General features: G+C 43.6%; 18 protein-coding genes. 11 read left to right on the top strand and 7 right to left on the bottom strand.

Annotated elements, in window-relative coordinates; translation table 11 throughout:
- Window positions 1–46: 46 nt before the first annotated feature.
- Both JMX96_RS09715 and JMX96_RS09710 read right to left on the bottom strand, forming a co-directional pair.
- Window positions 47–883: an amino acid ABC transporter substrate-binding protein gene (locus JMX96_RS09715; protein ID WP_201568833.1), complete on the bottom strand. Its 837-nt coding sequence runs from the start codon at window positions 881–883 to the stop codon at window positions 47–49.
- A 448-nt stretch (window positions 884–1331) separates the two neighbouring features.
- Entirely contained in the window at window positions 1332–2105 is a 774-nt protein-coding gene (locus tag JMX96_RS09710) for a UTRA domain-containing protein (RefSeq protein WP_201568832.1), read from the bottom strand.
- 341 nt (window positions 2106–2446) lie between these two features.
- Here JMX96_RS09710 and hutU point away from each other — a divergent pair, with 341 nt between their 5' ends.
- The 5 genes from hutU to hutI all read left to right on the top strand — a co-directional run bounded on the left by hutU (window position 2447) and on the right by hutI (window position 10008).
- On the top strand, window positions 2447–4156 hold the full coding sequence (hutU, locus tag JMX96_RS09705; protein WP_201568831.1) for a urocanate hydratase: 1710 nt from the start codon (window positions 2447–2449) through the stop codon (window positions 4154–4156).
- 70 nt (window positions 4157–4226) lie between these two features.
- Window positions 4227–5591 (top strand): YjiH family protein, encoded by a 1365-nt coding sequence (locus tag JMX96_RS09700; RefSeq protein ID WP_201568830.1) that lies wholly within the window; start codon window positions 4227–4229, stop codon window positions 5589–5591.
- Between the two features lie 398 nt (window positions 5592–5989).
- Complete coding sequence (gene hutH, locus JMX96_RS09695; RefSeq protein ID WP_201568829.1) at window positions 5990–7552, top strand: histidine ammonia-lyase; 1563 nt, start codon at window positions 5990–5992, stop codon at window positions 7550–7552.
- A 23-nt stretch (window positions 7553–7575) separates the two neighbouring features.
- Window positions 7576–8634 carry a formimidoylglutamase gene (gene hutG, locus JMX96_RS09690; protein ID WP_201568828.1) on the top strand — a complete coding sequence of 353 codons (1059 nt, stop codon included), beginning with the start codon at window positions 7576–7578 and terminating at the stop codon, window positions 8632–8634.
- A gap of 96 nt (window positions 8635–8730) precedes the next feature.
- Entirely contained in the window at window positions 8731–10008 is a 1278-nt protein-coding gene (hutI, locus tag JMX96_RS09685) for an imidazolonepropionase (RefSeq protein ID WP_370587283.1), read from the top strand.
- A 287-nt stretch (window positions 10009–10295) separates the two neighbouring features.
- Here hutI and gdhA read toward each other — a convergent pair whose 3' ends face one another.
- The gene (gdhA, locus tag JMX96_RS09680; RefSeq protein WP_201568826.1) at window positions 10296–11642 is read right to left on the bottom strand and encodes an NADP-specific glutamate dehydrogenase; all 1347 of its coding nucleotides are present in this window, start codon (window positions 11640–11642) and stop codon (window positions 10296–10298) included.
- 623 nt (window positions 11643–12265) lie between these two features.
- On the opposite strand from gdhA, the gene JMX96_RS09675 reads away from it, so the two are divergent.
- From JMX96_RS09675 to JMX96_RS09650, 6 genes are all read left to right on the top strand, one after another.
- Complete coding sequence (locus JMX96_RS09675; RefSeq protein WP_010201036.1) at window positions 12266–12628, top strand: roadblock/LC7 domain-containing protein; 363 nt, start codon at window positions 12266–12268, stop codon at window positions 12626–12628.
- A 176-nt stretch (window positions 12629–12804) separates the two neighbouring features.
- Window positions 12805–13299, top strand: a complete 495-nt coding sequence (locus JMX96_RS09670; RefSeq protein ID WP_201568825.1) for a PAS domain-containing protein — start codon at window positions 12805–12807, stop codon at window positions 13297–13299.
- Between the two features lie 3 nt (window positions 13300–13302).
- Window positions 13303–14052, top strand: coding sequence for a PhnD/SsuA/transferrin family substrate-binding protein (locus JMX96_RS09665; RefSeq protein WP_201568824.1), 750 nt, complete (start codon window positions 13303–13305; stop codon window positions 14050–14052).
- 124 nt (window positions 14053–14176) lie between these two features.
- Window positions 14177–14800: a hypothetical protein gene (locus JMX96_RS09660; protein ID WP_201568823.1), complete on the top strand. Its 624-nt coding sequence runs from the start codon at window positions 14177–14179 to the stop codon at window positions 14798–14800.
- A gap of 140 nt (window positions 14801–14940) precedes the next feature.
- Window positions 14941–15555 carry a hypothetical protein gene (locus tag JMX96_RS09655; RefSeq protein ID WP_201568822.1) on the top strand — a complete coding sequence of 205 codons (615 nt, stop codon included), beginning with the start codon at window positions 14941–14943 and terminating at the stop codon, window positions 15553–15555.
- Between the two features lie 416 nt (window positions 15556–15971).
- A complete protein-coding gene (locus JMX96_RS09650; RefSeq protein ID WP_201568821.1) occupies window positions 15972–16637 on the top strand; it encodes a class I SAM-dependent methyltransferase in 666 nt (221 codons plus the stop codon).
- On the opposite strand, the gene JMX96_RS09645 is transcribed toward JMX96_RS09650, so the two are convergent.
- From JMX96_RS09645 to JMX96_RS09630, 4 genes are all read right to left on the bottom strand, one after another.
- Complete coding sequence (locus JMX96_RS09645; RefSeq protein WP_201568820.1) at window positions 16634–17728, bottom strand: hypothetical protein; 1095 nt, start codon at window positions 17726–17728, stop codon at window positions 16634–16636. The genes JMX96_RS09650 and JMX96_RS09645 overlap by 4 nt on opposite strands.
- Before the next feature lie 90 nt (window positions 17729–17818).
- Window positions 17819–18385 (bottom strand): GNAT family N-acetyltransferase, encoded by a 567-nt coding sequence (locus JMX96_RS09640; RefSeq protein WP_201568819.1) that lies wholly within the window; start codon window positions 18383–18385, stop codon window positions 17819–17821.
- Window positions 18386–18433: 48 nt separating this feature from the next.
- A complete protein-coding gene (locus tag JMX96_RS09635) occupies window positions 18434–19156 on the bottom strand; it encodes a nucleotidyltransferase family protein (protein WP_201568818.1) in 723 nt (240 codons plus the stop codon).
- Window positions 19153–20490, bottom strand: coding sequence for an XdhC family protein (locus JMX96_RS09630; RefSeq protein WP_201568817.1), 1338 nt, complete (start codon window positions 20488–20490; stop codon window positions 19153–19155). Before JMX96_RS09630 ends, JMX96_RS09635 begins: the two co-directional genes overlap by 4 nt.
- Between the last annotated feature and the right edge of the window lie 6 nt (window positions 20491–20496).

The following is a 20496-nucleotide window of genomic DNA, read 5'->3' as shown; positions in this document are numbered from 1 at the left end:
AACCATGATGTAGACATTACAGAAGCTGACATGATAGAAACTGACATTATTTTTGTTGACTTATATCAGCACCAAAGAACTGTTCGCTAAGCTTGGTAAGTGTGCCTTCAGCCGCCAATTCAGCCATTGCTTCATCCAGTTTCGCTACAACTTCATCATCACCTTTAATAAGCACTAGGCCTGAACCAGTTTGTTCACTTGCAGGGGCAGTTAGTTTAATCTCAAGATCAGAATCTGGGAACTTTTTGAGATAATCCAATACCGCTAGATTGTCATTCATCGTAAAGTCAGCACGGTCTTGCTTAACCAATTGAATCGCTTGCGCCATACCATCGACAGGAACGATCTCTGCACCATAACGCTCTGCAAGCTCACCATAGTTACTGCTAAGTGATTGCGCCGTACGTAGGCTTTTTAGACCTTCCCACGAGCTATAACGGTTATCATCAGTAGGTGCCAATACAACCGCACCTGACCAGCTATAAGCCATTGCTTTGTCATACTTTGCTTTACGCTCAGGCGTGGTCAAACTAACTTGGTTAGCCACCATATCAAAACGTTTTGAATCCAAACCAGCCAGCATCGCATCCCATTGAGTTTCTTTAAACTCAACGTCTACGCCCAGTTTATCAGCTACTGCACGCGTTACTTCAACATCATAACCCGTTAGTTTGCCGCTCTCATCATGGTATGTGAACGGAGGATAAGTACCCTCTGTACCAACGTTGATAGTGCCGCCGTTGTTAATACGTTGTAGTAAATCAGAACCGCCTGTTGCAGCGCTGTCAGTTGCACTGGTATCGGCTTCGTTGGTAGTAGATTGACCACAAGCGGCAAGGAACATAGTGCTGGCGGCAAGGGCTAAAAGAGTACGACGTTTCATAAGACGTCCTTATAAGAGTGAATGAATAAAGTAAAAACACATAATGTTAATAAGACACACAGCACTAATAAAATATACGGTGCTAATAAATAGGGCAAGCCGACACAGAAGAACAATACGAGCTCCTCTATGATATTCGGCTTTGGTTGCCCGATTTGAGGTTATTCGGGCTATTTTTCAATACTGTTTCTATATTATATTTTAATTTTTAACGATTGTTCAAATATTCTGAAGAGTTTAATTAACGCCAATTGCTATCTTATTAAATAGCAGCTTATGGATATAGTATCTCATTTTGGACAGAAAAAACGTACACAATCAGTGAGCATACGTAAGCTATAGTCAGTTCGATATAATTTCGATATAAGGAAACCGAGTGCAAGTTATACATTAGTATGCTTAGCGAGGATGACGATGTAGCGGATTTATATAGGCTTGACTATATCTGCTACAACTCGCCTGAGAACTGATAGCGATCACCCGCGTGCCACATTTTTACAAAGGTAACGACTTGCCCAGCCGAATAGGTCTGCCGACGCAGCACAAGCGTTGGTGACTGCGGCGCAATTTGCAAAAACTCAGCAATCTCATCAGGGGCTGCCAATGCTCGAATGGTATAGCTACCACTCTCTAGAGGGCTTTTGGCAATTAAGTAATCACTGGTATTGACCACACTAAAATCCTGATCGATAAACTTCGGTACTTTTTTGGCATCGACCCAGCGTTCTTCAAACTGTATGGGCTGACCATCGGCAAAGTGAATGATTTTTACTTCATACAGGACAGCTTCATCACTAGCATCTTTCTGAGCGCTTGTGTTAACAGGCACAGACTCTTTATCAATCACAGCCCCTTCATCAATACCAAACTTACGACGCAATTCATCATCGAGCATATCAGCCGTAATAGCACGCTTACTCATGACCTGTGCCTCATAATCACGATTGGCGGATTTGAGATCCTCTGCGATATTGCGAACTTCTACGAACGTATGGTTAAACTGCTGCTGCGCGACAAACGTACCTGAGCCTTGACGGCGTTCTAGTACCCGCTCCTCGCTCAGTTCTTTGAGTGCACGGTTGACCGTCATTCGTGACACACCAAATTCTTCAGCCAGTGCCATTTCTGTCGAAATTGCGTTGCCTGCCTGCCACTTACCAGAATGAATATTGTCTAGTATGGCGTTTTTTATGCGTTGATACGCCGGAATCGTCTTTGTCATATCCGCCTTTAACCGTCAGTTTTGCTAATAGGAGTGACCACATAATATCACGAGACCACCGTGCAAGCCTTAGTCAAAATGTCTGAGCGTTCAGTATTAACTAGGGGATAGTTCAACTCACTCGATGTTATCTAAATCGGCTGAGTGAATGACAAAAATAATCAGCTCATGAAAAAAATCCTTGCATAGAAAAAGTATCTTTGATAATTTGTATATACAACTTTACGACAGTATCGATAATCTAGCCAATTTAGCAAGCAGTTAAGTGCACTCTTAGACTGATCGTAAACCACTCACTTTAATTGCCCAATCGACTTAAAAGATTTCACAAGGATTTGACCATGACTACTGATAGCAATAGCAACAAACCTACTCGACGCGATGAGAGCCGTAATATCGCTGCGCCTACTGGCTCTACGCTACATTGCAAAAGCTGGCTGACCGAAGCCCCTTATCGGATGCTGCAAAACAACCTGCATCCTGATGTGGCGGAAAACCCAAAAAGCCTAGTCGTCTATGGTGGTATCGGACGCGCAGCCCGTAACTGGGAAAGCTACGATCAAATCCTAGAATCGCTAAAAGAATTAGAAGATGATGAGACATTATTGGTGCAATCGGGCAAACCCGTCGGCGTGTTTCAAACGCATGAAAATGCCCCGCGCGTCTTGATTGCCAATTCAAACCTTGTGCCGCGTTGGGCAACGTGGGAGCACTTCAACGAGTTAGATCGCAAAGACTTAATGATGTATGGCCAAATGACCGCTGGTAGCTGGATTTATATCGGCACGCAAGGCATCGTCCAAGGTACGTATGAGACTTTCGTTGAAGCAGGTCGTCAGCATTATGACGGTAGCTGGGCGGGTCGTTGGATTTTGACCGCTGGTCTTGGCGGTATGGGCGGCGCGCAGCCACTTGCGGCTACTTTTGCAGGGGCAACTTCATTAAACATCGAGTGTCAGCAGTCTAGTATTGATTTCCGTTTGCGCACTGGTTATGTCGATAAGCAAGCGGATGATCTTGACCATGCTTATGAGCTAATCAAACAACATACCGATGCAGGTGAAGCCGTTTCTATCGCCCTCCTTGGCAATGCCGCAGATATCCTACCTGAAATGGTCAAGCGTGCTAATGCTGGTGGCATGAAGCCGGATTTGGTCACCGATCAAACCTCGGCGCATGATTTGATTAATGGCTATCTGCCAAGTGGCTGGACAGTGGAAGCATGGAAAGCAGCACAAGAAGATTCAGAGCAACACGCAGCACTGACCAAAGCAGCCGCTAAATCTTGTGCCGTACACGTACAGGCGATGCTAGATCTACAAGCAATGGATATTCCAACGACCGATTATGGCAACAACATCCGTCAGGTCGCTTTCGATGAAGGCGTCAAAGATGCCTTTAACTTCCCAGGTTTTGTCCCTGCGTATATTCGTCCGCTATTTTGCCAAGGTAAAGGCCCATTCCGCTGGGTAGCGTTATCAGGTGATCCAGAAGATATCTATAAGACTGATCAAAAAATCAAAGAGCTATTCCCTGAAAACCAGCATATCCATCGTTGGTTAGATATGGCAAAAGAGCGTATTCAATTCCAAGGCTTGCCTGCTCGTATCTGCTGGTTGGGGCTTGGTGAGCGTGATAAAGCAGGTTTGGCATTTAATGAAATGGTCAAAAACGGCGAGCTAAAAGGCCCGATCGTTATTGGTCGTGACCACTTAGACACGGGTTCTGTTGCCAGTCCAAACCGCGAAACAGAAAGCATGAAAGATGGCTCAGATGCGGTCTCTGATTGGGCATTATTGAATGGCATGCTCAATGTCGCAGGCGGCGCGACTTGGGTATCACTACATCATGGCGGTGGTGTTGGTATGGGCTACTCGCAGCACTCCGGCATGGTCATTGTCGCGGATGGTACTGACGCCGCAGCCAAAAGATTGTCACGCGTGTTAGTCAATGATTGCGGCTCAGGCGTCATGCGTCATGCAGATGCAGGTTATGAGTTGGCGATTAAAACAGCGAAAGAATATGGTCTAAATCTGCCAATGATCAAATAGTTTGTTCCTTGTCCTTATATGCTGTAGCTGGGTATAAGGACATAATCGGCGTTTTATCAAGGAGGATAATATGATTGAGCAAAATACGACATCTAGCCTGAACGATGAAAGTACAACGACATCATCGAAAAAACTACTATCAACCCCTATTGCATTAATACAGCTGATCGTATTCAGTGCGATCGGTTTGGTGATGTTTTTTGTGCCATTTACCATTGGCGAGAAAAGCACGATTTTGTTCGATCATGGTGCGACCTATCTGGTGACTCAGCAGCATACTTTGTCCGTTACGCTATTGTTTTTACTCATGCTCTATGGCGTGAGTAAACCATTTATAGATGGCTCATGGCGCAAAAATATCACCCACATGATTATGACTGCTTTTAAAATCATGGGTCTGATATTGGCAGTGATGTATGTGGCTGACGTAGCGCCTGCCTTTATGATGGAAAAGGACATGCTGCCGTTTTTGTTTGAAAAACTGGCCTTACCGGTGGGTATGATTGTACCGATTGGGGCATTGATATTGGCATTCTTGGTTGGTTTTGGCTTACTAGAAATGGTTGGTGTGCTCATGCAGCCGGTTATGAAACCTATTTGGAAAACCCCAGGCTCATCAGCGATTGATGCCGTTGCTTCCTTTGTCGGCAGCTACTCCATTGGCTTACTCATTACCAATCGTGTGTACTTGCAAAAGCAATATTCAGCACGTGAAGCCATTATCATTGCGACTGGGTTTTCGACTGTATCAGCCGCGTTTATGGTGATTGTTGCCAAAACGCTTGGTCTGATGGAATTTTGGAATGTGTTCTTTTGGTCTACGCTAGTAATTACCTTTATTGTCACTGCAATTACTGCTCGTATTCCACCTATCAGTCTCTTTGATGATAGCGTTGAACGTCCCGCTTTAGACCATAAAGGTGGTACACGGCTAGCAGCTGCGTTTGACTTGGGATTATCCACTTCGCGCCGTGCCACTGACCTCAAACAAATCTTGTGGTCTAACTTTCGTGATGGCCTGACGATGGCAGCCGCCATTGTGCCATCTATCATCGCGGTTGGCTTAACAGGATTGCTATTAGCAAAATATACGCCAGTTTTCGATGCCTTGGGCCTGCTTCTTTATCCCTTTACATGGCTTGGCGGCCTACCGGAACCGCTAGTCGCTGCCAAAGGCATGTCAGCGGGCTTGGCTGAGATGTTCTTGCCAGCATTACTACTAAGTGAGGCAGATATTCTGACACGCTATGTCGCAGGGGTCATTTCCATTAGCAGTGTGCTGTTCTTTTCAGCCATGATTCCATGCGTGCTTGCGACCGAGATTCCTATCTCTGTTGGCAAAATGGTCATCATTTGGTTCGAGCGCGTGGTATTCAGTATTTTACTGGCTGCGGCATTCGGACATCTGGCTATGTACTTCAATTGGATTGGCTAAAAAATTCAAACCCAATAATAGATATTTCGTTGATTAAAAAACTTTCAACAATTTAATTTTAATAAAGACACTAGGGCGTGTCCTCAATTCAAACGAGTGTCCTCTAAATGGGCTAAAAACAGCTAAATTTTGCCAAACATCGTCAAATAGTTGGTCAATATCTCGATATTATCTGCACTATTTTCCTTGTTTGACGGCAATTTATCTCATTTTTATCACCATTTTTAAAATGAGGACACACCCTAAACAAAAATAATATAACCCACATAGTCGATTCAATTTAAAAGTAGTACAAGGCAACCGAGTGTAGATGTATATGTGATACTTCAAGCGAGGTTAACGCTGTAATACTTTTATAGTGGAATGACTATATGACTTACCACACTAGGATGACCCCTATGAACGACATCAAACAACTAACCCTACATCCTCGCCAGCTTAGCTTTGAGATGCTACGTGATATCTACGAGCAGCCTGTCATATTGACACTACCTGAGAGTGCCTATGAAGCGATAGATGCCTCGCACGAAGATGTACGCACTATCATTGCACGAGACAAAAGCGCTTATGGTATTAATACTGGTTTTGGCCTATTGGCAAAGACGCGTATCAGTGATGATCAGCTTGAGCTACTTCAGCGTAACCTAATCGTTTCTCACTCAGTGGGTACTGGTGAAGCGTTGCCAGACGGCGTGGTGCGACTGATTATGGTGATGAAAGTCGCCAGTCTGGCGCAAGGTGTCTCTGGTGTACGCCGTGAAGTGGTTGATAGTTTACTTGCCTTAATCAACAAACAAATCACACCCAATATCCCAGCCAAAGGTTCAGTTGGTGCCTCTGGTGACTTAGCGCCATTATCACATATGACACTTGCAATGATGGGCGAAGGTGATGTGTTTGTTGACGGTAAAAAAATGCCTGCCGCTGACGCTCTAGCACAGCATGGACTTGAGCCTATTACTCTTGCAGCTAAAGAAGGCCTTGCACTGATCAACGGTACGCAAGTATCAACCGCATTGGCATTACGTGGTTATTTCTTGGCGCGTGATTTGCTTGAGACTGCGACCATTGTCGGCTCACTATCAATTGATGCTGCCAAAGGATCAGACTCACCATTTGATGCGCGTATTCATGAAGTGCGTGGCCATCATGGTCAGATAGAGATCGCCAAAGCACACCGTCAGCTAATCAAAGGTAGTGCTATCCGTGCCTCACATGACGGCGAGCAAGATGATCGAGTACAAGACCCTTACTGCTTACGCTGCCAGCCACAGGTTATGGGTGCTTGCCTTGATATCATCAACCAAGCAGGAAAAACGCTACTCATCGAATCCAATGCCGTAACTGACAACCCACTTATCTTTAATAACGAAGATGGGCCAATTGCTATATCAGGTGGTAACTTCCATGCTGAGCCAGTCGCTTTTGCCGCTGATATTTTAGCCTTGGCAATCGCTGAGATTGGCTCTATGTCTGAGCGCCGTGTCGCTTTGCTAATCGACGCGACGCTATCAGGTGGCTTACCGCCATTCTTGGTTGATAATGCTGGGGTAAACTCAGGGTTTATGATTGCTCATGTGACCGCCGCAGCACTGGCGTCAGAAAACAAATCTATCGCCCATCCTGGTAGCGTCGATAGCATCCCGACTTCTGCCAACCAAGAAGACCATGTGTCTATGGCCACCTATTGCGCACGACGCCTATACGAAATGGCACAAAACACTGCCACCATTATTGGTATTGAACTTCTGGCTGCTGGTCAAGGCATCGACTTCCATCGCGGACTAGATACGTCAGAGCCGCTGACTGTGGCACATCAGAAACTACGTGAAAAAGTGACTTTCTATGACAAAGATCGCTACCTAGCCCCTGATATCGAAGCAGCCAAGCAGTTAGTATTAGACGGTACGCTTGCTGAACATTGGCAGTCACTACGCAGCGATTGGTATGAGTCTAAATAAAGATCAATAAGCGGAGAGCAGCGATGACAATAGCGATAACAGCAGCACCGAATACCACACCCATTAGCCATACACCTGCTGATATGACCCAGTGGACAGGACGTGCAGAGCCATTTGAGACTGCGCGTGCCCGTTATTGGTATCAGCTTGCTCAGCCTTACGAGAAACAACATATTGGGCTGGTTGGCTTTGCCTGTGAGCAAGGCGTCAGACGCAATCAAGGCCGCGTGGGTGCTAGAGCTGCCCCACCATTGATTCGTCGAGCTTTTGCTACGCTGCCAGTCATCGCTGATTTACAACGACGTTTTGATGGTCAATTATCAACCTTATTGGGTGATGCTGGCGACATTCATTGTAATGATAATGATAGCTTTGCCGAGAGCACTCTTGAGCAAGCTCAGATCAAATATGCTGATGCAGTGAGTACAATCGTCAAGCAAGGTGGATTACCCGTCGGGCTTGGCGGTGGTCATGCCATTGCTTATGGTAGCTTTTTGGGATTATGGCAGGCCTTAGAAAATACTAGCGAAACAACTATCAGCACAAACACAGCGCCTACTATTGGGATTATTAATTTTGATGCTCATCTTGATATTCGTCAGTCTGATGTAGCGACTTCTGGGACACCATTTCGCCAAATTGCCGAGCACCTTGATGCACATGGTCAGCCCTTTCATTATTGCTGTATTGGCGTCAGTCGGTTCTCTAACACGGCGGCGCTTTTCGATCGTGCCGAGCAATTGGGCGTACAGGTTATCAGTGATGAAGACTGTCATTATCAGCCTTGGGATACACTTGCTGAGCAAGTTAAAAGCTTTATAGATCAGGTCGATATCGTGTATTTGACCATCGATATGGATTGCTTACCATCTAGTGTCGTTCCAGGTGTGAGCGCACCTGCCGCCTTTGGTATTGAGCTGGGTTTCGTTGAGCGTATGGTCAAAACCATCATGGCATCAGGCAAAGTAAAAATGGCAGACATTGCTGAGATCAATCCTACCTTTGACGTTGATAGTCGTAGCTGCAAAGTTGCTGCTCGCTTACTAGCGACTATTGTAGAGCAGCATTTAATTGTCACCTAAACACATTAGCCTCCCAATAATTAGGAGCATATTATGAATGAATCAAAGAACTCCGTATTGAAAAACCCTACAGAACAGACGCTCGACGAGTCTACTATGACATCATTTGACCACATCATTACTAACGCCAATATCGCCACTTTTTCAGCGCAGCATGGTTTTGGTATTGATATAGGTAGTGATGCAAATGAGCACGCTGATAGCATCCCATACGGACAACTACTACACGCGGCTATCGGTATTAAAAGTGGCAAAGTCGCTTGGGTTGGCACACATGATCAAATCACTGCTCATTTACCTAAATATCAAGATAGCCAAATCACAGACGTGGATGGTAAATGGATAACCCCAGGGCTTATCGACTGTCATACGCATATTGTCTATGGTGGCAACCGTAGTAATGAGTTCGAAGCAAGGTTACAAGGCGCTAGCTACCAAGACATTTCTGCACAAGGCGGTGGTATTGTCGCGACGGTCAGTGCTACTCGCACCGCCAGTATTGAATCACTATTTGCACAAAGCGAAAAACGCTTCGTCGCACTTATGAAAGAAGGCGTCACCAGTATTGAAATCAAATCTGGCTACGGCTTAGACTTGGACACTGAGCGTAAAATGCTCACGGTCGCTCGTCAACTGGGCGAAAAATACGATATCCATGTAAGTACCACGTATCTAGCAGCGCATGCCCTACCTACTGAGTACAAAGACCGTGCGGACGATTATATCGTACAAGTCTGCAAGTGGCTGCCAATTCTGCATGCAGAAGGCTTAGTCGATGCGGTCGATGGTTTCTGTGAAAATATCGCTTTTAGTACTGAGCAAATCAGACGAGTGTTTGAAGTGGCTCGCTCATTGGATCTACCAGTCAAACTACACTCTGAGCAGCTGTCTGATATAGGTGGTAGTGCCTTAGTTGCTGAATATAAAGGACTATCGAGCGACCATCTAGAACACTTATCAGAAGAAGATATCAAAAAAATGGCGGCTAGCAATACGGTTGCCGTGATATTGCCAGGGGCGTTTTATACGCTACGTGACACCAAGTTGCCGCCGATTGACGCACTACGCAAACATCAAGTTCCCATGGCAATTTCAACCGACTGTAATCCTGGCACCTCACCGTTGACGTCACTTTTATTGACGATGAATATGGGCTGTACGCTATTTTACTTAACCACTGAAGAGGTTTTGGCAGGAGTTACTGTTCACGCAGCACAAGCTTTAGGACTACCGAATAAAGGTAAAATAGAAGTGGGCTGTGATGCTGATTTGGCACTATGGGATATCGCCCGTCCTGCTGACTTGCCCTATCAAATGGGACTAAACCCTATCCAAGGTATCATGGTACAAGGTAAATGGCGCGACACAATATAATCAACCTACCTTTGTTTATCTCAATTAAAAAAGCCCCAATCATTCAGTGACTGGGGCTTTGCTATTTGTCCGTATGAACCAACTACTAGGGCGTGTCTTCAATTCACTCGATAGTCATCTAAATGGGCTAAAAATGGCTAAATCTTGCCAAACATCGTCAAACAGCTGGTTAATATCCCGATATTATCTGCGCTATTTTTCTTGTTTGACGGCAATTTATCTCATTTTTATCACCATTTTTGAAATGAAGACACGCCCTAGAGCATGTTTAACCCTTATAAGTAAGACTAGTTCAAAATACCAAAAGCAACCAACGCATCAGCTACACGTTTGAAACCAACCATATTGGCACCAGCCATATAGTCGATATAACCATTGTCAGTTTGACCATACTCTGCTGAAGCGTTCGCAGCACTGTCGTGGATATCTTTCATAATACCTTTTAGACGCTCATCGACTTGCTCAAAGGTTTGATACTGACGGACAGAGTTTTGCGACATTTCAAGCGCAGACACTGCCACGCCGCCAGCATTGGCCGCTTTACCAGGTGCATAATGGACTCGGTGTAAACGGATATAATCAATCGCTTCCGCAGTGAGCGGCATATTCGCGCCTTCAACCACATACTTCACACCATTTTCGACGAACAGTTTGGCATCAGCTTCATTGACTTCGTTTTGAGTAGCGCATGGAATCGCAATATCAGCTTCAAACTGCCACGGTTTCTGTTTGGCAAGCCACTCGCCACCATAAACATCAATATACTCTGCTAAAGGCTTGTTTTGCTGCTTTTGTTTTTTGAGCCAATCAATTTTTTCTTGGTTGAGGCCATTTTCATCATGCAACGTCCCTTGTGAATCAGAGACAGTTATTGCCATACCACCTAGCGCATTCACTTTTTCGGCAGCATGCAATGAGACATTACCCGCCCCTGATATCAGCACCCTTTTGCCTTGAAGCGTATCGTTCTGAGCGATGAGCATGTTTTCTAAGAAGTAGACTGCACCGTATCCCGTCGCCTCTGTACGCATCAAGCTGCCACCAAAGCCCACGCCTTTGCCAGTGATAACCCCTGTTGATTCACGCGTCAAATTCTTATACATCGCAAACATATAGCTAACTTCTCGACCACCGACGCCGATGTCACCAGCAGGCACATCCATGTCTTTGCTCACGTAATGATGTAGCTCACGCATAAAGGCATAGCAAAAACGACGTATCTCGCTGTCTGTTTTACCTTTAGGATCGAAATCTGACCCACCTTTACCGCCGCCAATAGGCAAGCCAGTTAAGGCATTTTTAAAAATCTGCTCGAAACCTAAAAACTTCAACACGGATTGATTGACCGTAGGATGGAATCTGAGACCGCCTTTATAAGGGCCTAGAGCATTGCAAAACTGCACACGCCAACCACGATTGACTTGTACCACGCCTTGATCATCTTCCCAATTGATACGAAAGCCAAATACCCGATCAGGCTCTACCAAACGCTCGAATACCTTTAACGTACTATATTCAGGATGCGCATCGTATAAAGGTTGAATCGTAATTGCCACCTCTTTTACTGCTTGAATGAATTCGGGCTGATGGGCATAACGTGCTTCGACTTTTTGGATGGCTTCACTGATGCTCATGTATTTCTTCCTTAGGATAAAACTGGTGATAGTAATTATTTACATCGACGCTACAACATATTGAGTAAGCGAAAGGACTATAAACGTTGATGTAAAACTGAAATCGCCCCTATACAAGATTATGTATAGAGACTGATAGGATCAAAAAAGCTGACTCAATTTGTATTTTTATAATGTATTTAGAAGTGTCAACATTTATCCCCTCATGACTGTATATCATTTTTGAGACTTATAAGTCTAGTAAATATCTTCATCATAAGAATCTATAAGCGATTTTTGTTAGCTAAATTTCAGCGGCTCCGTTTGATAGCAATGGTGGACATTAATCTATAGTTACAAAGAACATCTCTATTCAAAAAAAATACCAAGGATCTTGCTAGGTCTTCAACCGCTCATCGACTAGACATAATAAAAAACCACCATTTTCCTCGAAAAAATAAAGATAAAGGGTAATGATTTGATGACAAATGGCATAAAAATCCAAAAAATTTACTTTTAATTGGGCAAATGTATATCAATATTATTAGTAAGGAATTATAATACCTTTCTTTAAACAAGGATATTTCTGACTAACTTCATTAGCTCATAAATAAAAAACCAATCACCAGTACAGAGAAAGCGATATGCGTACAGATTCATTTCAGCAGATATTGGAAGACTTAAACAGTTCATCAGCAGATGTTGAAGCATCTGCCCTAATCTCTAACGATGGTCTTATGATTGCTTCAGCTCTACCAACCGGCGTGGATGAAGATCGCGTGGGTGCTATGTCAGCAGCATTATTATCATTGGGTGATCGTGCAGGACGCGAGTTGGCACGCGGTAGTATCGATCGCATTATGATTCAAGGCGAGAAAGGCTATGTCATCATGACCTCATCAGGCGATGAAGCCGTACTTACCATCATGGCAAAACCCAACGCCAAGCTTGGCTTGATATTCCTAGATATTAAACGCGCCTCAGAAGCGTTGGCAAAGCTCATTTGATTGGCGACTGCTTATCGAATTTATTAGCTTTTAATTACTATAAACATAGTTGGTTCAATATAATTTGAATATAAGAAAACCGAGTGAAAGTACTACAAGTAGTAGGCTAAGCAAGGCTGACACCGTATCCGATTTATAAAGGATTGACGATATAACGATCAACGAAGGAGATGACCATGGGTTCTCCAATCCCTGATGCACACAAACCCGATATGCCTGCTGAGCAAATCACGATGACTTATCATGATGGCACGTCACGGACTGTCTATGATACTGGTATAGAGCGCCCCTACCCAGACGGTAAGCTGATTGTCTCGCGTACCAATCTCGACGGTATCATCACTCACGTCAACGACGCCTTTGTCGAAATCAGTGGCTATCATGTAGATGAATTGATTGGCCAACAGCACTATATTTTGCGTCATCCTGATATGCCAAAAGCTGCCTATAAAGACTTATGGAGTACTGCTGAGTCTGGACAAAAATGGCATGGCTATGTCAAAAACTTATGCAAAGACGGCAGTCATTATTGGGTCTATGCCACTGTGGTGCCTAACGTGCGTCGCGGCGAAACCGTCGGCTATACCTCGGTACGACGCAAACCATCACGCAGCAAAATTGAAGCGGCGATGATTCAATATGCCCAAATGAAACAAAATGAGGAAGGCTAGGTCATGACGACACACAATATGTTAATCGCCCCTGATTTTTCTCCTGATCGCTTTGCAGGCTGGCACATGTTCAATACTTTGATTCAAAAACGTGCCAACTTAAACATGCATCTAAATATCCCTGCCTCTCACGCTGAGCAAGAGCAGGTCATTGATGCTGGTGACATTCAAATCATTTATGCTAACCCCTTTGATGCAGCGACTCTCATCCGCGAGCAAGGCTATCGAGCCATTGCCCGACCTATCGGTAAATCTGACGAGATGATCATTGCAGCCGCAGCTAATAGCACTATCAGTCGTTTGGAAGACATTCAAGCAGGGGCTACTGTCGCGATGGCTGACAACCGAGATGTCAAACTGATTGGTTTGCGATTGCTAGAAGCCGTCGATATAGAAGCCTCTGATCTCAACTGGGATGTGACCGAGACCTATCAAGCGGCTGCCCGCAAAGTCATCAAAGGTGAAGCCCAAGTCGCGTTTTTCTTGGCAGAGATATTTCATAGCTTTTCACGCTTGACCAAGACTCAGCTGTCAGTACTTATCGAAAGTGACTTGGCTGATATCAGTCATGTACTCCTTGTTAAAGAAGACTTTCCCGATGCGCAAATCTTCCTAGAGGCCATCCTCAATTTGCATAACGATGCAGATGGTAAAGAAGCATTGTCTGAGCTTGGCATGCCTCAAGGATTTGAGCCAATGAGCGAAGAAGATGCCGAATTTATGATTGATTTGATGCAGACATTATTAGATTAGTCGCTCAATCATTGTATTGATATCAAGCGCTATTTCTCTGGATTACATCATCGCTTGTCGTATGACATCATTACCACTGAAGCAAGCACCGTCGTCATAATAGCGATGACAGGAGGGTATTATTATGTCTGATTCAGACCTGATCAAAGAAAATGAAAGAGTCGCGCACCGAGTATTTCGGTTTTACTCACGTAAAGTATTTTTGGCACCCAATAACCGTCACTTTCATGAGCAGCGTATCAATGCAGCGTTACTGTTGACGGAGAAAGAACCGCTACAGGGTGCAGTGGCAGACTTTTTTTATGGGTGCTGGTTTGATATTCCATACGATGTAAACAACCTATTTACTCGTATAAAAAATCGTTTGTATCCTCATGTCCAGCAAGGCTTTCGCGATTGTATTGATAAAAAAAGATACATCCAGCGCAATAGTATGCTTGCCACTCGCTGGAGTGTGCTGACATCCCCTTCTCTCAATGAGCAAAAGCAACGACTGCGTATCAGCAGCGACGATGCCCGAGAAATCGCTAAAGACATCACCACTGAGCTGATGCAAGCGCGTGAGGACGAAGACTGGGGTACGATTGAGCAAATCGAAAATGAGTTTTTTGCCCATTGTACTGCGCGCAATGATCGTCTCGCATTTTCGCTGGTATGGTTTCGCTTGGGTAGAAGTGTTTGGCAGTTCGATGCACGTTGGGACAACTGCCAACAACATCTCGATCAAACTATAGTCAAATCCATATAAATCCGCTACATCGTCATCCTCGGTAAGCATATTAATGTATAACTTACGCTCGGTTTCCTTGTATCGAAATTATTTGAACTCAACAATATGAAAGCCTAATTTGTCACCTATTAATCACTTTTATCATAATGGTAGTTACTATGTCCTCTTACTTAAATGCTGATAAAACCTATCTTACCCTGACGCCAGCTGGTATTTTTGAGGCGTTTTCACAGAACGAACCAACTGATGAGCAGTTGGCATTACAGGATTTGCTGTCTTATGATCAGACGTTGCTCGCTGCTGACTGGCTTCAGCGCTATTCTGAAAAATGGCTACAGAGCTTTATAGAACAAGGTTGGATTGAAAAGCTGTCGCTACTTTTACCAGCACCTAACTTACCATTGGACCAGTTCTTGCCTTATGTCGTGGCGAGCTTATCTGGTAAACGCCGAGCCGCTATTGGATCTGATGAAGGGTTTTGTTTGGCACGAGTTGGCTATAGTCAAGAAGAAGCGGACATGCTCAGTGTCGCCGCCGCTGATTTTTCAGGCTTTATGCTCCGCCAAAAGCAACGTGGATGGGCAGTAGAGAGTCAGGCAATCTCGTTTTTTCAGCAGGTTGACCTACTCATTCCTGAGACCAGCTTTGTGTTTTTATGGATAGATAATGCAGGCTACGTTCTCATTATCGATGGCGAACCTTTGACCAACAGTCGTGCTTTTGTCGAACTAGTATGGGCCCTTAAAACGTCTGGATTGAGATTTCTTAACTAAGGAGGTTTCTTAACTGATTTAACTCGCTTAGTTGATTCCACTGTATCGACTGATTTGATGCTTAATCTCAATCTTTTACGCGAGCATAAGCAGTGCGCTTAATTCTAGCTAAGCACACTACTTATGCTTATATGAAACTTTTCGTACCATTCTTATCTATATCACTCTTTGATATCGGCTAACTCTATGCAGCAATAACAATACTCTCAGAATTAACAATAACTTGTCAGAATTTAGGTCATACTCTTCTCATACTTAAGTATTTTCTTGCCACAACTTAAGTTGCCACAAATCTCTAATCATTCAAACATCTATACCGCTTCCAATATTTTAACTATCTTTTCCAACGTCGTACCCTACCGAAATCGGCAACCCCTGCCAAAACTTGCATTCTTGCTTATTTTTTAGGACAGTTTATGACTTCGCTGACCACTGTGCGCGTGCGTTATCAAACGATTGAAATTGGCAATACCGACATTCATATTTGTACTTTGCGTGACAATCAACAATTTAGCGACCCTGATGACGAAGCGTTAAATTTGGGCATCTGCTCTGCTTCTTGGCCGATGTTTGGGGTGATATGGCCGTCAAGCTTGGTGCTGGCCAATCATATGCTTGATTACGATATTGCAGGCAAACGTATTTTGGAAGTTGGCTGCGGTATGGCGCTCTCTAGTTTGCTACTGAATCATAGACATGCGGACATCACAGCGACTGACTATCATCCAACGGTTGAGTATTTCCTTGATAGGAATACCACGCTGAATAATAACAAAGAGATTAATTTTGAGCGTTTAGATTGGGCAGAGGATAATAGCCATCTTGGCAAGTTTGATATGATTATCGGCAGTGACTTGCTCTATGAAGACCAACACATTGATATATTAGCTGAGTTCATTGACCGTCATGCTATGCCGACTTGCGAAGTCATCGTGGTCGATCCTGGTCGCGGTCGAAAAAACAAGCTAACCAATAAGATGACTGAATTTGGCTTTAGTAGTAAGCATGTAAAACCTGAAAATACGACTTACCTAGACTTGCCATTTAAAGGGCATATTCTGACGTTTTCGCGAGATAATTAATCTGACGGTTTATCTTTATCGTTTCCAAATTTTGCAATAAGTGCCATGATGACTTCTTGAGAGTTAATTGGATAAGACTCATTACTTATAGATTGAAAATCTTTAGGGGCAAATATTCTTTGAGCAATTTCGGATTTTATTTTATGTTGCTCTTCTTCAGGTAACGAGGCTATATAAGGATTAATAGCCTTTAAGTCTAATGATGTTTGAAGATGAGTGTATTGTTGCTGACGATGCTTAGTAGACTCACGCGCTAAGTAAGCAGCTGGAACAGATAACAAGAACACTAATGCCAATCGTAGAAGCGAATTAGATAGATCAAAGCTTTGATGAATAGATTCCCAGAAAGAATAGCCAGCTATTAGAATAATAATTGCCATACAAAACAATGATCCCCATCTCAACCAATCAGCAGCTATTTTTTCTTGGTCTGCACTATCAGCATATTCAGTAACAATCACTCTGCTTGCTGCGTTACCTAAAAGAGTATCTAACTGAGCATTCTTATCATTAATAGCTTTTAGCTCTTCTTCATATGCTAGTGATATGGCACCAATTTTACTTTTGTATGTCTCTTCTAATGACTCTATTTCTTTCGTTAAAATATCAGCCTTAACTTCACTTTCATCAAGTGATTTTTTTACTTTACGATTTAATTGTTCAAGTTTTTCATTCGTATCTTTTAATTGTTTCTTAAAAGATCTATAGTCTTGCATATCGCTTGAAACATTTGAACGTGCTTTGTCTGTCAAAGGAACTGTCAAAATTGGTGAATTTTCTATCTTTCCACGAAGAAAAACAGCACGTTCTGATAAAGTTTTACTATATTCCCTCGTTCGCTCATCAATATCCTCAACAAGAAAATCAATTGTACTTGCATTCGAACAAACACTTAAAGCAGCTTCTGCAATTTTCTCTGCACTTCCTTTATCCAAAGCAACCTTGTAATTTTCATAAGCCCTTATAAAATAATCAATACGATCTCTAGTAGTTTTTGATACTGGGTTCTCACCGATACTATCTCGAAATTTATTGAATAGCTCTAATATATCTGCTATACCATTCTCAAATTCTAGTAATATATCTTCCATAGCATTCTCATTTTATATACATAAATCGATAATTATATATTAGTTTAAGTATATAAATTTTAATTCGTTTAACTGGGTATGCTAACGCAGCTAAGCAAGCTTCCACTGCTGCCGAGTGATTTTGTACAGCACATGCTCAGCGAGCCGATGATTAGAATTAATCATCGGGTGATAGAAGTTTTCTTGTGTATTGGTCATACCAAGGCGCTCCATAACCAATTGTGAGCGCTTATTAATGACTGCTGTAAATGAAACTACTTCCTCAATCCCTAACTCAACAAAGGCAAAATTCAGAGATGCTCGGGCAGCTTCAGTCGCATACCCTAATCCCCAATAGTCATTATCTAAGCGCCAAGCAATCTCGACAGCAGGAGAAAACGGCATATCGGCATGCGCGTTATTTAACCCAACCATACCGATAAAAGTATCTGTCTCTTTTAGACTGACCGCCCAAAAACCCCACCCATTGTCATCAATCAGCGACTGGCATTTTTTGGCGATAGTATTACTCATGGAAGTAGTCAATAACTTAGGAAAGTATGCCATTACTTCAGGGTTAGCATTCATCTCAGCGAATGGCGCAAAGTCGCTCGCTTGCCATTGTCTGAGATACAGTCGTTCGGTTTCTATCGTATTTATAATTTTATTCTCTCGCATTTCGTTGTTCAGAAGGAATACTGTTCAAAATCAATTAAATTAATCAAGTTAGCTATCAAGCCAACCCAGTTTTCTAGCAAACGCTAGTTGCTCAGGCGTATCAATATCGTAGCTAAGTTGGTCATTATCGACATCACCTACTTGATCAGTGGGCAATTCTCTAATGAGGTAACGAAGCCCTTTATCTCCTATCAATTCTGACTGCCACTGTCTCAGCAGGTTATAGTCAATTGCCAAAGGCAGACCTATGATATCAGATACCGTTTCATCCAGATTTTGATGTTTTTTTAAACGTTGCCAACTGTCATAGCGACTAGCCACTACTGGCTGCTCGCCCGATAGCAAAGCGGTTAAATGTGGCTCATCTAATAACACTTGATCGACTCCCATGATGAGCACTCGATCGATTGAAGTCGTTTCAAGAGCAGCAATTGTCTCAATACCTAGACTTAAACTATCCGCCATACCAGCATCAGCTTGTGAGTTCACTACTATTTGAACCGTTGAATATTGATTTTCCAACGCTGTAATCGCGCTATCAATCAAACGATGCTTATCAGGAATAACGACGACGATGGCTTGCGGATTGGTCGTTATTGCCAATCGAGTCATATAAGTAATTAACGGCTCGCCATTCTTAATAAGCAGCTGCTTGGGTTGACCTAGACGCTGACTGAGGCCACTTGCTAAGATAATGACCGCATGGTTTTGACTCTGCTGTTTAGTACTTTCTGTATATTCAGCACCTTCTGTAAATGCACGCTTACTCATACGCCACTCTGGACAATATTGGCATCCGTATCATTACTCACCGCTGGGATATTTGAAACATTGTTATGTGAACCACTTACTGGAGCGTCTTGACTATGCATGACCGCATTAATCTCTGCCATGATGCCAAGCGCAAGTGCCTCAGGGCCATCTCCACCCAGCTTATAACCAATCGGATAATGCAATTTATGAATGCCAGCTTCTAACATAGTAGGATTGCTAAGGTTTATGCTAATCTCATTAATTAAACGTTCGGTTCGATAGCGCGGCCCTAATTGTCCTAAGTATTTATAATTGTTTGAATGCTCGAGCAGTACAGTTAGGCGCGCGCGATCTTGACTCAAGCTGTGTGACATCAGGGCGACGGCTGCGTTATTACTGAGCTTAAGCAAAGTCTCACTGTCATCTAAAGATAGCGACATCACAACATCCGCTTGAGGAAACCGCATACGCGTCGCATATTGCGCGCGACTGTCTACGACCGTCACATGCCAATCTTGTAGTTTAGCCATGGTCACCAGTGGCATCACATCGTTACCTGCCCCGCAAATCAATAGACGCAATTGTGGTTGCAGGCGTTGCACGAGCCACTCTGTATTTACGTCTTCATTTTTCACCGTCACATATTCGGCATTTTTATCAGACAGCTTATATTGTGCTAACTCTTCTACAGTATTGGCAAGTATGCTTGGAAGAGCTGTTTTCCCTAGTGCAAAAACGCTTCCCAAACTGCAGTATTCATCTAAATTAATCCGCATCCCGATTTGCAAGTTATCACTGTTTTGCGATATAGAATCTTGATACTGATAGTCGTCAGCACGAATTAAAGTCGCTACAGTAATCGGCTGCTGAGTACGTCGAACATTACGGATTGTCTCTAACAATGGTGTTGCTGTCGTTAGTCGTTCAAACAATACATGCACTCGCCCATTACAGCCTAATCCAAAATTTAGCTCATCAAAGTCCGCGTCATCTAAACCGCCATTTAAGCCGCTATCTAAACCTTTATCCGACTCATCATATATATCAGAGTTAGTTCGCTTCACACCTGCTTGCGCTTGGCCATCGTCAGCATATTGAATGTCATCACCCGTCTGATAGACTTGCACATTGGCACCGTTACGAGTAAGCCAAAAGGCACGTTTGATAATATGCGGCTCCAAGCAGCCACCACTAATCATCCCAACTGATCGACCATCCTCACAGATAAGCATCATCGCGCCAGCACGGCGATATGCTGAGCCTTCAGTACGTACGACCGTTGCCAATACAGCATCAATACCTTGTTGCTTAGCTTTGATTGCCAGCTTAAGAATGTCAGCGACCTGATTCATAACGCC

Source organism: Psychrobacter sp. JCM 18900 (assembly GCF_904846625.1).
Classification (GTDB): Bacteria; Pseudomonadota; Gammaproteobacteria; order Pseudomonadales; family Moraxellaceae; genus Psychrobacter.
This window is presented reverse-complemented; position numbering and strand designations above follow the sequence as displayed.